Below are 15,268 nucleotides of genomic sequence, written 5' to 3' on the forward strand. Positions count from 1 at the left end.
AAGCTCGCCTGACGTTATCTCGGTATCAATTAGTTAATCAATATAAATTATAATAACTAATTCGAAAGAACTTCGATATAACTAGGACGAAATGTAACCGAGATTCAATCATTCACTAAATAATTAGATATAATATTGAATTATAGTAATGGTCTTCAAATACGTCCCATTGTGTTTAGAGCGGCTTTGCTGTGATTTCCAAGAAGGAGGAGGAATGGCGTTCATCTTAGACGGGGCTCAAGTTGCTGCGGCCATTGATCAAGAAACGGAAAATCGTGTTGCGTTACTAACTCAGAAGAGCGTTATTCCTACACTTGCTATAATCAGGGCGGACGGTGAAGAGGACGCTAACGCTTATTCTCGTGGTACGCAGAAATGCTGCAAAAGGCTGGGCATTCAGACAATAGAGCGCGTTCTTTCGGGCAATTCCTCTGAAAAGGAACTCATGCTCGCAATCTCTGACTTCGCGAACGACAACAATATTCACGGCATTGTTGTGTGTAAGCCGTTCACGGGCGTTGCCAATTGGACGGACGTTTCTCGTAGTATCCCCGTTGTCAAGGATGTTGACGGCATGAGCCCGGAGTCGATTTTGTTCGTGTGCGGTGGAGCCGTTCAAGGTTTCGTTCCTTGCGTTGTGGAGGCAACACTTGCAGTTTTAGAACATTACGATATTCAGGTGGACATGCGCAACGTAACTGTTGTGGGAGATGGTCTTTCTGTTGGCCGCCCACTTTGGCTAACATTGTGCAATGCAGGTGCGACTGTCACTATTTGCAATGATCGCACAGCGGACATTGCTCGGATTATAAAGAGTTCAGATGTCGTTTTGTTCGCTACGGGTTGCACCGAACACTTTGGGAAAGAGTGCTTCAAGCCGGGCCAAACAGTGATTGATGTGGGCATAGGATGCAGCAAGGAAAGCAATTCTATTGCTGGAGATGTTCGCTTTGACGAAGCTGAACCAATCGTAGATGCAATCACCCCTGTTCCGGGGGGAGTCGGTGTAGTTTCTTCAAGTATCTTGGCGCTGCATGTTGTTAGGGCGGCTGAACGTGCACAGGATGTGTCTTTGGTTGTCAAAGACACACAGAACGATAGGGGCGCGGTTATACGGAGTCCCAAAACAGCTCTTGTGTCTTTAGGCTCTAATGTGGGTGATCGTCGCAAGCAGATGGACGCTGCCGTTGACGCTTTGCGAAAGATTGCTGGTGTACGGGTTTGCAGCGTCAGTGACTACGTTGAAAGCGAACCTGCCTACAAAGAAGACCAGGCCGTCTTCGCTAACGCAGTTGCAGTGATTGAGACCTCACTTGAACCGATGGAATTGCTGGATGTGTTGCACGATATCGAGAACGATCTTGGTCGTGTAAGACATGAGGCAAACGGGCCGCGTACCATCGATCTGGACATTTTGGACTACGAGGGCGTTGTGAGTAGCGATCCTGTTCTTACGCTGCCGCATCCGCGCATCTTAGAGCGCGATTTTGTGGTTACGCCGCTTGAACAAGTGCGACCACAGCATGTTTTTGCCAACGGCACCAAGCTGGCCCGAGGGCATGTATCTTTAGGTAAGGTTATTGGTCTGCTGTAAGGTTTGTTTGGTGTGGGACTTTGTCGTACTGAGCAGATGCTTGCCAGAAGTCTTACACACAAGTTAGTTACTTATGCGTAAGACCTTTTGTTGTCACGGTTGAAGAAGGTCTTAAGGTCTTGTAGTACGTGGCGTTTCGTGTGCTCGGTGAACCTGTTTTACCTCTGATTGTCGAAGCAGTTCTGCTGGTTTTGCTCGGCAGATTGCCGTAAGCTTGCCGATAAGCGAGAAAGAGGAAAAGCGGGAAGGAAGAGGGAAGGAGCCAATCACATGATTTACACGCCCATGACGAACAAGGCGCTGAAGATTTGCTTCGACGCGCATAAGGACCAGGTAGATAAGGCAGGTGCACCGTATGTCTTCCACCCGTTCCATCTGGCAGAGCAGATGGACGACGAGACCTCAACATGCGCTGCGCTGCTTCACGATGTGGTAGAAGACACCGACGCCACCTTTGACGACCTGCTGGCACAGGGAATAAGCTACGAAGTGGTGGAGGCTGTGCGCTACCTCACGCATGAAGACGACGTGCCGTATATGGATTACGTTGCCAACATCGCGAACAACCCGATTGCGGTGAAGGTCAAGCTTGCCGATTTGAAGCACAACATGGAGCGAGGGCGTTTCGATAATCCAGACGAGGTTGGCGAAGGGCGCATTGCGAAATACAAGGCTGCGTTAGAGCTGCTGTCGTAAACGAAGGATTTCCTGTGCAAAGGTTCGCGTTGCGAGCTATGATTCACCCAGCAATATTGTCGAGCGGAAGCGTGAACAAATATGCCGCTGCACATCGTGCGAGATGACATAGCGAATATGCGCACGGACGCGATTGTCGTGCCTGCCAACACGATGCTGCTCATTGGTGGGGGTGCTGGCGAAGCCGTAGCGCGCATTGCGGGAATGGGTCGCTTGCAGGATGCCTGCGACACGATAGGCGGGTGCGCGATTGGTGAGGCTGTGGTCACGCCTGCGTTCGACTTTCCTGCAAAAATGATTGTGCATGCGGTGGGCCCCGTATGGAGGGGAGGCTACTCTGGTGAGGCAGGTGCTCTGCGCTCGTGTGTGAGCGCGGCTCTTGCAGTGGCGGTGTCTGCGGGTGCTGAAAGTATCGCGATGCCGCTTTTGGCGACAGGTGCCTTTGGCTACCCGGTGGGGCATGCTATCGACATCGAAACCCGCGCGATTCAGGACTTCTTGGACAGCAATGAGATCGACGTTTGGCTGGTGCTTTACGACCGAGAGTCCATGCGCATGGGCCGGGCCCTATTTGACTCGATTGCCGAGTACATCGATGACGTGTATGTTGGAGATCACGCGTTTGAGAGAACCGCAGCGCTCGACGGTTATCCGCCGCAGGTTAGAGGGTTCGACAGAGGCTTCGCGCCAGGTGTGCCTTCAATACCGGGCATGTCTTCAGCACGGAGCGTACGCTCTGCGCAAAGTGCAGACCGCGAGACTTTGCCGACGATGCCGACTTCGGCATCACCTTCCACTTCTTTACCCGAATCGAAGCGCGGGGGCAGACTCAAGAGCCGGGACAAAGGCCGGGGCCTTTTTGGAAGGCGAAGAACTCGTGGCGGCGACACACGGCCTGATGCACGGCTTGATATGTCGCAGGTTAAGCCTCCGGCATCTTCTCGGGAAGAGCGTGAGCAAGAGCCGGCGATGGCGGGGGATGCTGCTGCGCTCGAGGATATGGCCGCGTTTGAGGATGTCTCGCTCGAGGAAGTTGCGTTCGGAAGCGCCCTGCCGAGGCACTTCGATGGGGTTGCGCGCGTTGGTGCCGCCGCTCCGGAAAGCTTGGCGAAGCGGCTCGAACGGCTGGATGAGTCGTTTGCGCAAACGGTGCTGCGCCTTATAGATGAGCGCGGCATGACCGACGTTGAAGTGTATAAGCGTGCGAATATGAGTCGGCAGCTGTTCGCGAAAATACGCAAGGATGACAACTATCGGCCCACGAAGAAGACTGCCTGTGCGCTTGCGTTCGCGCTTGGGCTTAATCGCGACGATGCGGTGGCGTTGCTTGCGCGAGCCGGCTTCGCACTCTCGCACAGTTCAAAGTTCGATGTCATTGTGGAGTACTTTCTCGTGAACAACGTTCACGACATCTTCCAGGTAAACGAGGCGCTTTTCGCCTACGACCAGCCGATTCTTGGGTAGCTTTGCGACCTGCGCCTCCATTCGTCGCAAGTGTGCTACCGTGCAATCCGTCGCGTAGGTCGTGCGTTGCGAGAGCCGTGTGCCTTGTCGTGCGTTGCGAGAGCCGTGCACCCTGCCGCGCACGATGTCGCTTCGCGGTTTACCTACCGCGCACCGCAAGCGCGTAAAGTTCCTTTCGTCAGGTAATCCAGAGACGAAAGGAACCAACCATGAAGAACTATACCGAACTCGTGTTTATCCTCGATCGCAGCGGATCGATGCAGGGGCTTGAGGCCGACACCATCGGCGGATTCAATTCGGTGCTCGCAAAGCACCAAGAAATGGAGGGCAATGCTGTCGTTTCCACGGTGCTCTTCGACGACCAAACCGACGTCATCTGTGATCGGCGTGATATTCGCGAGGTGGAGCCGATTACCGGCAAGGAGTACTATGTGCGCGGCTGCACGGCGCTGCTCGATGCGGTGGGAGGCGCAATCGATCATGTGTCCAAGGTGCAGAAGATTCTGCCGAAGAGCCACCGCGCCAAGGACGTGGTGTTCGTCATCACCACCGACGGCCTTGAGAACGCGAGCTGCAAGTACAGCTACGCAGACGTGAAGAAGATGATCGAGAAGAAAAAGAAGAAGGGTTGGGAGTTCATTTTCATGGGTGCGAATATCGACGCTGCGGCGGAAGCTTCTCGCATCGGCATTGCCGCAGATCACGCTGCCACCTATTGCGCAGATGGGGTGGGTACGCACGCCGGTTATGCCGCAATGGCCGACGCCACCTGCATGGCGCGCCAAACAGGTCACGTTGACGCTTCGTGGGCAGCCCCAATCAAAGCGGACATGGCGGCACGAAAGCACGGCTTTCTCTACGGAAAGCTCGGCAAGTAGTGCCGCCCTCCAATCCCTTTCGCTCTCTTTCGTAAGGAGCGTCCATCAGTCCATTCCGGTCTCTTCTCGTGCAACGGGCAGCGAAGACTACCCGTGACCGTGTGTTCGCTGTCCTTTGCGGGCGTTGCATGTGGTGTGAAGATTCAAGTACGAGATGCTCGATTGAGCAAAACCAGAGTTCGCCACTGCCACTTTTTTCACGATATGCGCGTTTTTGTAAAGTTAGCCGCCTCTTCTGCCACTTTTTTCCCGAAATGTACGATTCTGGAGGCCAAAACGGGGATTGTTGTTCTCTATTTGAAAACAGTGTTTCTCGTTTCCCCTGTTCAAACGCACGTGTTCATTCTCGGTGACTCAGGCTGATCTTCCGAATAGCTCGTAAATCGTACATTTCGGGAAAAAAGTGGCAGTGGGTGGGGGTGTTGCTTTCCGAATCGTACATTTCGGGGAATTCTGTGCACCGTATAAGTACGCTCTTTCCGAAGCCAGCATGAGCCAAGGCGAGAAAAGCGGCAAGTCCGTGTATTATCTGACCTTATGCATGGCCATGCGCCTGCTGTCGGAACAAGGGAGCTTGTCTGGCTTTAAGCTGGACGCCATTTCGTTCGACGAATGAGAGTAAGATCCCTGGGCAGTTTTCCACTGCGTCAAAGCGTTTTAAGTTCGCGAGTGAGGGAAGTACGCCAAACGTGTGGGCGGCGAGATAGTGCTCCACCCCAAGCAACTTCGAGTGGAGGGTAATCGCACGTATCTGCCGCTGTATATGGCCGGGCTTCTGTAAGGTTACGCGAAGTGACAATCTAATTGGTAGTCAGACGATAATCCCATGTCGTCTTTTCGGCAATTCTGGGCAGGCTGCCTCATGCGACACTGCCTCTGTCGGCGGGTTTGTTGCACGATGTCAACCGGTATACAGAGGCGCTTTCCGCCTACCATGACGGCCAGGTGGAGCCCATCATTGAGTGTATGGTTGACGCTCTTGAGCTGTCGGTTGTTGTGGGTGCACGCATCGCGGTGAGCGTGGATACCGTGTTCGCGAGATGGCGCGAAATCACAAAAGAGAGAAAGGGTTCTGCCGCCCATCGCCTGCCGGCGCTTTTGATGGAGCGGCCGGTCGTGAATGTAGCTTACGTTGCCGAGGGGCTTGCGATTACGGACAGAGCTGCTCGCAACCTCATTGAAGCCGCTTGCGAGCGGGGTATCTTATCGAAGTTGGGCAATGCCAAAAGGGGTGCTTTCTACCAAGCAGCCGACCTCATCGTGATACTCGAAGAAGCATCGAGTATTCAAGGTATTCGCAGGATGGCGGCAGGTAGATAGGACTCGGGTCTGCCGACAGGTTGGCAGTCCGCCGTTCGAACTTATACCCCCTACTTAACTCTAAAGACTCTTTTGTCATCTCGGTAGACAAGAGTGTTTTGCGCCCATCAGGATTGTGGGAAAAGGAAGGAAGAGTGTTGCGGCGATGTCCCTTTGCGGTTTACCTGCTGTGCGGTTTTGTCGCGTATGATTTATGCTGTTCGGCGGTTCAAAGTGGAAGGAAGGTCGGTCATGTACGGAGCCATAATCGGAGACATAGCAGGATCGCGGTACGAGTTTTATCCCGTGAAGACGAAGGATATGCCGCTGTTTGCGAAAGGCAGCCGCTTCACTGACGACACGGTGCTCACCGTTGCTGTGGCAAATGCCTTGCTTGAGGCTCGAAAGACAGGTGCGTCGTTCAAGGAGCTGCTTGTGCCCGAGATGCGGCGCATGGCATTGGCGTATCCCGATGCGGGCTATGGCGGCAGGTTTGCTACCTGGCTTGGAAGCGCCGACCCCTCCCCGTACGGAAGCTTCGGCAACGGGTCGGCTATGCGCGTGAGCCCGTGCGGTCTTATAGCGGTGACGTTGGAAGAGGCGCTCGATCTTGCTCGCGCTTCGGCGGAGATCACGCACAACCACTCCGAAGGGATAAAGGGAGCGCAGGCGGTTGCGGGGGCGGTGTTCCTTGCGAAAACCAGGCACACAAAGGAGGAAATACGCGCGTTTGTGCAGGGCGGTTACTACAATCTGGACTTTACGCTTGATGAGATTCGTGCGGGTTACGGCTTTAACGAGACGTGTCAAGGGTCCGTGCCGCAGGCTATCGTTGCTTTCCTGGAAGCGGAAAGCTATGAGGACGCCATCAGAGGCGCTATTTCGCTTGGCGGTGATGCCGACACCCAGGCGGCTATCGCGGGATCGATCGCCTGGTCGTACTATCGCTTCAGGCTTGAAAGTGGGCAGGGGAATTCGCCGGAGTCGTTTGATAAGCCTGGGATACGGTGGCCGCAGTGGTGTCAGGACATGGTGGAGAAAAACGGCATCAACGCCTTCCTGCCCGCAGACTTCGTGGATACGATAAAACGACTTGATAAGGTTTGGATGCAGTGACAGGGAACTCACGAAAATAAAAGAGCCCCACTGTTGGGGCTCTGTGCGTACAATGGCGGAGGCGGTAGGATTCCCGCGTCCGCCTTCGGCGAACGCTCTTCCCCCTCGGCGCAAGCGCCTTCGGGCGGTCGCCTAAAAACAGCCCACGGGGCTGTTTTCTGAACGGCGCCCGACCTTGCGGTTCGAATCCTCTGAGAGGTTTTCAGCAATGAAAAGAGCCCCACTGTTGGGGCTCTGTGCGTACAATGGCGGAGGCGGTAGGATTCGAACCCACGGACGCGTGAACGTCAACAGTTTTCAAGACTGCCGCCTTCAACCACTCGGCCACGCCTCCACCTTCAGGATGTCGTTTGCTAGCTTCAGGAACGACGCATGCATGCGCTTCGTTCGCGGTTTGTTAAGCTACACAAACGCACTGTGCAGGATACCATATAATGGCGGCATGACTGATGAAGACTACATGACAATGGCACTTGCGGAGGCTCGTCGCGCAGCATCTTTGGGTGAGGTGCCCATTGGTGCTGTGGTGGTGTATGAGCCAATAGATAGGGGAACGCGCAAGTCGTTGGCCGCGCCTCGCGTGATCGCGCGGGCGTGTAACCTGCGCGAATCGACGAAAGACCCTGCTGGGCACGCCGAGTTTCTGGCTATGAAGCAAGCAGCGCGTGAACTTGACGCATGGCGCTTGACCGATTGTACGGTGTACGTGACGCTTGAGCCGTGCATCATGTGCGCTGGGCTTATGCATCAAGCGCGCGTGAGCCGGTGCGTGTACGGTGCTCCCGACAGCAAGGCCGGTGCGTTGGGCACGCTGTACAGCGTGCATGCCGACAGTCGGCTCAACCACACGTTTGCAGTTACGTCGGGCGTTCTGGCGGAAGAATGCGCCGGCGAGCTGAAGCGCTTTTTCGCCGAACGCAGGGGAAAGAAATAAAGAACAACAAGAAACAACGAGAGACAACGAGAAAACACGAGGAATAGCAATGCAGAACAGCATGGTAGAGCTACAGGATGACCCGCGCACTCGCGGCGAGCTGGTTGACATGGTGGGCACTGCACGCACCTCGCAATTCGATGCGCGGTCGTTGCAGTCGCTTGGGTACCTGCGTGTCATTGCGCCGGCGAAGGTGAACCTGTTCTTAGGCATAGGATGCCGCCGTGCTGATGGCTACCATGATGCGATAAGTCTCATGCACGCGCTCAACCTGCACGATGTGCTGCATATAGGGCGCGTGCCGCTTTCCGAATCGGCAGGATGGAAGGGCCGGGCGTGCGCTGCAGTGGTGGGGCCTTGCGACAACGTTTCGGTGCACGTGAGCACCATACCGCGTGGTGGCGTGCCTGAGCTCGACATTCCGGCCGAGAAGAACCTGGTTACAAAGGCGGTTGACGCGTTCGCGCGCAAGCTGAACTACACCGAGGCGTGCGCGCTCGACCTTCGCATAGAGAAAAGCATTCCCTATGAGGGAGGGCTGGGCGGCGGGTCATCCGACGCGGCGGCGGCGCTGCTTGGTGCGGCACGGCTGTGGGGTGTCGATGCGGATAACCCCGCATTGGAGGCCGCGGCCCGCTCTCTCGGTAGCGATGTTGCTTTCTTCCTGTATGGCGGGTGCGGGCTTTACGAGGGCACAGGTGATGTGTTCGTTCGCAGCTTAAAGCCCATGACAAAAAACGTGGCGCTCATCAAGCCCGAAGGGGGCGTGTCGACCGCGCAGGCTTATGCTGCATTTGACGAATGCCCGCAGGAAATAAATGAGGAACTGCTCGATCGCGTGAATGCGGCGTGCGAAGCTGCCAGCGTTCCTTTGTTTAACAATTTGGCACCCGCATCAGAGCGATTGATGCCTCTTCTTGCGGAAGTTCGCACGTGGGCGGCGGGCTTTCCCGGTGTGACCGATGTGCTATTGTGCGGCAGCGGCGCGACCACGTTTGCTGTGTGCGATAGCTTTGAAGCGGCATGCGCATTGACGGCAGCAGCGAAGCGAAAGGGCTGGTGGGCGCGCACTACGGCGTTCGGTGGTGCGCGAGCAGCGGTGCTTCCGCTTCGCTAGCGTTGCTGCCAGGGCCAGCGCCACTTCGTGTTTGCACGCATAGGCTTTGAGCGGTAGCCGGGGTTGTGCTTTAAGAACACGTGGTTGGCTATGCGAATGGCTGCCAGCCCAATAAGCGCGGTTATCAAAAAGCTTGCTGCCAAGTCGAGCACGGGGGCGTTGTGCTCAAACAGCGCGTACAAGCTGAACAGGCCGAACACAGCCGAAAGAACCAGCGTGATCCAGGTGAACAGCCGAATGAGAATTTCCTTCGCGCGCGGTGGAGAGGTCACCGCGCGCGCGACAAGGTATACGATGGCTGCCAGAAGAGCGAGCGCAATCAGCAGAGGCACGATTCTCGAGAGTCGGACAAAGAACATAATTGGTGCTCCTGCGCTTACGAAAGGGCTGTTTACACACGGGTTGCGGCCGTTTTATCGACAACGCCTGTCTCATTCGCTTCTCGTTTAAGCTGCGCCAAGAAATCGGCGGCGTCGTCAACCTCGTCATCGATGTCGTCGCCAACGTCGATGTTTTTCGGCTTCCTACGGTACAGAATATCATACATGATAGGCACAATGTAGAGCGTCATGAACGTGGCGTACAGCAAGCCACCCACAACCACCATGGCCATGCCGCGTTGCATTGATGCACCCACCGCGCCACTTAACACCATGGGCATCATGGCCAAGATAGTGGTGAGCGCGGTCATCAGAATAGGCCGCATGCGGGTTTTGCCCGCTGCCACCAGTGCCTCGCGCTTGTCCATGCCGCCGATGCGCAGACGGTTCACGTAGTCGACAAACACAATGCCGTTGTTCACGATGGTGCCCATGAGCACCGCAAAACCCATAAGGCTTAGCATGCTTAATTGTTCGCCGCCTATTACCAGGGCAAACAAGCCGCCGGTGAAGGCAAGCGGCACGGTGAACAGAATGATAAACGGCGACAGTAGGCTTTGGAATTGCGCGACCATCACCAGGTAAATCAGCACGAATCCCAGCAGCAATAACAACAGCATCTGGTTCACCATGGTGTCGATATTCTCTATTTCGCCGCCAAACGACAGCTTGTAACCGTCGGGCAGCTCAATGGCGTCAAGCTTGTCAGTTAGATCGCGCGACAGTAGTGCGTTGTTGTAGCCGTCTTCCACTTCGGCGGTAATGGTCATCACGCGGCTGCCGTCGGTGTGCGATATAGCGGCCGAGGCAGTACCCTCTTCGGTGGTTGCTATGTCACCCAGCTTCACGGTGCTGGTTTTGCCAGCAGCGTCAGTGATGTTCACCTTGGTGTCTAACAGCTTATCAGCGTCGATCACCTTGGTTTCGTCAATGATCTTCACTTTCATGTCGGTTCCGTCGAAGGTGACTTCGGTGGCATCCGTTTCAGTGGTAAGGCGGTCGGACAAGTCGGCGTACAGCTGCGCGACGGTATAGCCTTTTTGAGTGAGCTTGTCCTTGTCGATGATCAGGCTTATCTGCTTGTCGAGGCTCTTCGTGCCATTGTCAACTTCGGTGTAGCCCTCAATGCTTTCGATTGCATCCATCACCTGCTGGCTAATTTCGTCGAGCACTTTGGGGTCGTCGCCCGACAGTGTAAGCGATAGCCCCGTGCCTAGCATTGAGCTCATGGCGTCGGTTGCCGATGCGTCGCTGCTTATTTGTTTTGCCAGTTCGGCGGTTTCCTCGTTGATGCCGCCGAACACTTCAACAACAATGTCGGCGGCCTTCTTCATGATGGCCTGCACCTGTTTTTCCGTGGTTACGGAATCGTCGGTTTGCAGGTATAAAGTAAGCATGCTGCTTTCCATATTGTCGGCACCGCTTGCTGCATCGCTCGAGAGAAGCGACAAAGAACTCGTTGCGTCCATGGCCCCTGCGTATTCGACGCCTTCGATACCGGCCAGGCGCACAAGCATTTCGTCAGCTGCTTCAAACATCTGCTCTTTCTTAACGGTTTCGGGCATAGCGAGGTTCATTTCAACAGTGTCGGCCGTCATGGTTGGTATAAGCACAATACCCATGTTCACTACGCCAATAATGGCCGCAACCAGCAGTGCGAGCGCAGCCAGCAGTGGCGCCGCTTTATGGCGCAGGAAAAATCTGAGGCTGCGACCGTAGACGTTTTGCGCTCGTTCAAACCAGGCGGTGTTGCGCGGGCGATAGTTTTTGAAAATGAACGACGAAATGGTGGGAACAAGCGTCAGCGCTATGAGCAGCGACGACGCCAACACATACGCAATCGTGAGCGCGAAGGGCAGCAGCAGCTGGTTCACCAATCCGTCGGTGAACACTACGGGCAAAAACACGCAGATGGTGGTAAGCGTGGACGCTATGGCGGCGCCGGCGATTTGCTTGGCGCCTTGTACGGCGGCGCGCGGTGCAGGCATGCCCTTTGCTCGCATGCGGTAGATGTTCTCAAGTACGATGATGGAGTTGTCAACCAGCATGCCGATAGCAAGCGAGATGCCGCCTAAGGTCATGATGTTGATAGTTAGCCCACTGAAGTACATGAGCACGAGCGAGAACAATACCGAGAAGGGAATAGAGAACGCCACCACCAGCGTTGGCTTCCAGTCGCGCAGGAACACGGCGAGTACTATCATGGCCAAAAGCGCGCCGATGATGAGTGATTTCAGGATGGACTCAATGAACAGCAAGATGACTGAGCCTTGGTCACTCATAACGTTCAAGTGCAAGCCGGGGTAGCGTTCCTGCAGCTTGTCGATAGTGTCGTGGCACAAAGCCGACACCTCGCTTGTGTTGGCTGTGGAGGTTTTGAACACCGACAGCATCACGGCGTTTTGTGCTGGTTCGCCAGCACTGGTTTTCATGTAGGCGTCACCCACGTTGTCGACAACGGTGATGTCGGCCACGTCGGCCAAGCGCACGTCGCCCACGCCATCAATAGTTACCAGCAGCAGCCGCTCGAGTTCTTCAAGGCTGGTGATGTTGGTGCCCACACGCAGCAACCACTGCTCATCTGAGTTGTCGCCGGCATTCAGGTAGCCTGCGGGCATTTGGAAGTTCTGCGCCATAATCAGCTGTGCGAGCGTTTTCTTGTCCACAAGCGCATCAATGTTGGCCTGCTCGATGGCGCTTGTGCGTGCGTTTTCGTACTGGGCGCGAGCGTCTGCAAGCTGTGCGCGGTTGGCTGCTATCGAGCCTTGTGCGGCTGCCAGCTGTCCTGTCGCACCGCCGAACTGGCTAGCGGCAGACACGCTGCCCGACTGCACCTGCGCGAGCTGGCTTTGGTATTCGTGCAGCTCGGCTGCGGCGGTTTGCAGCTTTTGCCCCACAGACTCAAGCTCAGCTTGGCCGCTTTCCAGTTTCGCTTGTGTATCGGATATCAGTTGGGGCAGCTCGGCGAAGCGTTTCATCTCGTCTTCGGTTAAGGGGACACCGCTTTGCATCTTCTCCTGCAGCTGCGCCATTTCTTCGCCGTAGCCTTGCAGTTGGTTGCCGAGGCTTGCCAGTTCGGCAGCTCCCGAATCGAGTTGGGCCTGCAGGGTCGATATTTCTGAGGTTTTTGCCGCAATGGCCAGCGTCAGCCCCGAAGACGCCTCGCCCAGCTGGTCAGACGTTGTGCCTTCGGCGTTTTGCATCGCTTCTAACTGCGATTCAATTTGGGCGTCGGCTTCGTTGAGCTGCGCCTCGCCTTCTTCGATGGATGCTTTGGCGTTAGAAAGCTCTCTGTTCACATTCGACAAAAGGCGGTTGTTGATGTCCTCTATCTTGCTGTCGGACAAGCGAACTTCCACGGTTCGCTCAGCGCTGCCGAGCGGTGATACGTCGGCCACACCGTTCACACGCTCGAATTCGGGCATCACCTTCTCTTCGACAAAGGACGACAGGTCATAGATGTCTTTCCCATCGTAGGTGGCAGAAACATACAGGGTTGCCATCATGTCCATGCTAACTTCCATGTAGTTGGGGGTGCCAGCTGTATCGGGAAGCGTCGACGCAATTTCGTTTACGGCCGATGACACTTTCACGAGTGCCGAATCCATGTTGGTACCGTCTTCGAACGACAGGAAGATCATCGAGAAGTTTTCGGCGCTCGATGACATCACGCTTGTCACGCCATTTACGGTGCTCAAGGCTCCTTCGAGTACGTCGGTTACTTCGTCTTCGACCTTTTCTGCTGTGGCGCCCGGGTAGGTGGTGATGACTGTCAGATAGGGGATGTCCATTTCGGGAAGCAAGTCGATCTTGGTCTTTGAGAGCGATACGGCCCCGAGGATAAGGGCGACGATCACGCATACGACAATGGTGAACGGCTTCTTCACGCTGAATCTACTAAGCATGTGCTGCCTCCTTGGCGGCTCATTTGGCGAGCGCGGGCACAGGCGACACACGTGCCCCTAAGCGCGATGCAGAACATGGCGTAGGAGAAGGCGCGACCGCAAGGTCCCGAGTGGTTTGGGGGAATACTAGCACGGATTTTGGCGGTAAATCGTTACGAAGTGTAAGGGAATAGATCTATCAGGCAGAATGTGATAGATGTCGTGAAACTGTTTTCTATTTGTAATGCGAAGGCAGGTTCGTTGAAAGCAGGTGCGCTGGGGTGCGTTGGGGTCAAGTGGGCGGCGAGTATCCGAGTGGATCGAGCGGCTGAGCGGCTGTGAGCCGCGGATCGAGCGATCGAAGGAGATGGTGCCACGCACTGGGGGCTACGCGCTGGGGGGGCTGCGCGCCGAACGGACGAGCGTTCGAGCGGCTGAGAACCCAAGGGTCGCGCATCTTTGGTGAATCTCCGTTTGCCTGCTATTCGCTTGTTGATGAAGGGTATTATGAATGAGCACGAAACAATGCTTGTAAGCGAAAGGGCTTGCCGGCGAAGAAGGAGGCTATCATGGACAATCGTGTCTACGAACTGCTGAATGACCAGATCAACAAAGAGCTGTACTCGGCATACCTATACTTGTCGTTTGCCGACTACTACGAGGAAGAGGGCCTGTCCGGTTTTGCAAATTGGTATGAAATCCAGGCGCAGGAAGAGCGCGACCATGCGATGATCTTCCGCAACTATCTGCACGAGAATGGTTGCGCGGTGAAGCTTTTGGCCATCGATCAGCCCGACAAGCAGTTCTCCAACTTCTTGGAGCCGCTGGAGGCCGCAGCTGAGCACGAGCGCTACGTGACCGGCCTCATCAACGACATCTATGCCGCCGCCGTGGAGGTTAAGGATTACCGTACGTGCAAGTTCCTCGACTGGTTTATCGAAGAGCAGCAGGAAGAGGAAGACAACGCCGACACCATGGTCACTCGCATGAAGCTGTTCGGCAACGACACCAAGGCGCTTTACGACCTGGATCGCGAGAATGCAGCGCGCGTATACAGCGTACCTTCTCCGCTTGCTGCCGAGTAAGCAAGAGACAAACAATAGCTCGCGAAGAGCAAGCGCAAAGAACGTTTCCAAAAGAGGCGAGTCCAGTGAGGGCTCGTCTCTTTTGTGCTGAGTGCCATCCAGCTCTAAGCGAAGTGCGAAAGATGGAAAACCACCCGCTGTACAGGTGATCGTGCTTGGTGTGTAGACTCGGGCAAGAAGTGACGTCTCGAGTTATTCTTCTGCCTTATAGGTTCACTCGAATGCTCTATAAACTGCCACTTTTTTACGAAATGCGCGATTGAACAAAGTTAGCCGTGTCTTCGGGAACTTTTTTCACGAAATGCACGAATCGAAGCACGCGAAAGTGGGGCGAAAACGACACGCTTTCCTTCTCCGCTCAGACAATAACCACGTTTCCCCTGTTCAGGAATGAACATTGATTTTCCCTCACACTTACCGTCCTCTGGAAACAATCCTTTGTTCGTACATTTCGTAGAAAAAAGGGCAGAAGACACGGCTAACTTTGTTCAATCGCGCATTTCGTAAAAAAAGTGGTAGCGGACGGGATTGGCTGCTCTCAAATCCTTATTTCGTTCCCAGTAGTTCGCATCGCAAGGCATAGCGAGTTGACATTGCTCCCTTCACTGAAGAGTGAAGCCGCACGTTTAGCCGACGAGCAACAAATCGCGCGATCACGTCTGTTTCGTTCGCGTCGTAAAGCTGCCCCTTCGTTACCGTCACTACAAACACATCGGCGGAATTTAAGCGCACTCTTCGCCGAGAATCGAGCTGGCGGCTTCTGTCATTTGCATGCCAAGCATCAGAGTCATACTCCAACGCCAAGCGTGCATCTGGCCAAT

12 protein-coding genes and 1 tRNA gene are annotated in these 15,268 nt (G+C 55.1%); 10 read left to right on the forward strand and 3 right to left on the reverse strand.

Going from position 1 to position 15,268, the window contains the following annotated elements:
* The first annotated feature begins 214 nt into the window (after positions 1–214).
* The 7 genes from folK (at position 215) to G7Y43_RS05470 (ending at position 7,047) form a co-directional block, all read left to right on the forward strand.
* Positions 215–1,594 carry a 2-amino-4-hydroxy-6-hydroxymethyldihydropteridine diphosphokinase gene (gene folK, locus G7Y43_RS05445; protein WP_165044871.1) on the forward strand — a complete coding sequence of 460 codons (1,380 nt, stop codon included), beginning with the start codon at positions 215–217 and terminating at the stop codon, positions 1,592–1,594.
* Between the two features lie 270 nt (positions 1,595–1,864).
* The gene (locus G7Y43_RS05450; protein WP_165044873.1) at positions 1,865–2,290 is read left to right on the forward strand and encodes an HD domain-containing protein; all 426 of its coding nucleotides are present in this window, start codon (positions 1,865–1,867) and stop codon (positions 2,288–2,290) included.
* 81 nt (positions 2,291–2,371) lie between these two features.
* Complete coding sequence (locus tag G7Y43_RS05455; protein ID WP_165044875.1) at positions 2,372–3,754, forward strand: macro domain-containing protein; 1,383 nt, start codon at positions 2,372–2,374, stop codon at positions 3,752–3,754.
* 209 nt (positions 3,755–3,963) lie between these two features.
* Positions 3,964–4,632, forward strand: a complete 669-nt coding sequence (locus tag G7Y43_RS05460) for a VWA domain-containing protein (protein ID WP_165044877.1) — start codon at positions 3,964–3,966, stop codon at positions 4,630–4,632.
* A gap of 490 nt (positions 4,633–5,122) precedes the next feature.
* A complete protein-coding gene (locus G7Y43_RS10720) occupies positions 5,123–5,248 on the forward strand; it encodes a hypothetical protein (RefSeq protein ID WP_255464323.1) in 126 nt (41 codons plus the stop codon).
* A 275-nt stretch (positions 5,249–5,523) separates the two neighbouring features.
* Positions 5,524–5,952 (forward strand): hypothetical protein, encoded by a 429-nt coding sequence (locus tag G7Y43_RS05465; protein WP_165044879.1) that lies wholly within the window; start codon positions 5,524–5,526, stop codon positions 5,950–5,952.
* Between the two features lie 231 nt (positions 5,953–6,183).
* Positions 6,184–7,047: an ADP-ribosylglycohydrolase family protein gene (locus G7Y43_RS05470; protein WP_165044881.1), complete on the forward strand. Its 864-nt coding sequence runs from the start codon at positions 6,184–6,186 to the stop codon at positions 7,045–7,047.
* A gap of 246 nt (positions 7,048–7,293) precedes the next feature.
* Here the strand turns inward: G7Y43_RS05470 and G7Y43_RS05475 are convergent.
* Positions 7,294–7,381 (reverse strand) — tRNA-Ser (locus G7Y43_RS05475).
* Positions 7,382–7,489: 108 nt separating this feature from the next.
* Here G7Y43_RS05475 and G7Y43_RS05480 point away from each other — a divergent pair.
* A complete protein-coding gene (locus G7Y43_RS05480; protein ID WP_165044947.1) occupies positions 7,490–7,981 on the forward strand; it encodes a nucleoside deaminase in 492 nt (163 codons plus the stop codon).
* Between the two features lie 49 nt (positions 7,982–8,030).
* Positions 8,031–9,098: a 4-(cytidine 5'-diphospho)-2-C-methyl-D-erythritol kinase gene (locus tag G7Y43_RS05485; protein WP_241158166.1), complete on the forward strand. Its 1,068-nt coding sequence runs from the start codon at positions 8,031–8,033 to the stop codon at positions 9,096–9,098.
* On the opposite strand, the gene G7Y43_RS05490 is transcribed toward G7Y43_RS05485, so the two are convergent.
* On the reverse strand, positions 9,095–9,457 hold the full coding sequence (locus G7Y43_RS05490; protein ID WP_165044883.1) for a guanylate cyclase: 363 nt from the start codon (positions 9,455–9,457) through the stop codon (positions 9,095–9,097). The genes G7Y43_RS05485 and G7Y43_RS05490 overlap by 4 nt on opposite strands.
* Positions 9,458–9,489: 32 nt before the next feature.
* The gene (locus G7Y43_RS05495; protein WP_165044885.1) at positions 9,490–13,383 is read right to left on the reverse strand and encodes an efflux RND transporter permease subunit; all 3,894 of its coding nucleotides are present in this window, start codon (positions 13,381–13,383) and stop codon (positions 9,490–9,492) included.
* 548 nt (positions 13,384–13,931) lie between these two features.
* Here G7Y43_RS05495 and G7Y43_RS05500 point away from each other — a divergent pair.
* Positions 13,932–14,447 carry a ferritin gene (locus G7Y43_RS05500; RefSeq protein ID WP_165044887.1) on the forward strand — a complete coding sequence of 172 codons (516 nt, stop codon included), beginning with the start codon at positions 13,932–13,934 and terminating at the stop codon, positions 14,445–14,447.
* Positions 14,448–15,268: the final 821 nt, after the last annotated feature.

Source organism: Adlercreutzia sp. ZJ138, from assembly GCF_011038935.1.
Lineage (GTDB): Bacteria > Actinomycetota > Coriobacteriia > Coriobacteriales > Eggerthellaceae > ZJ141.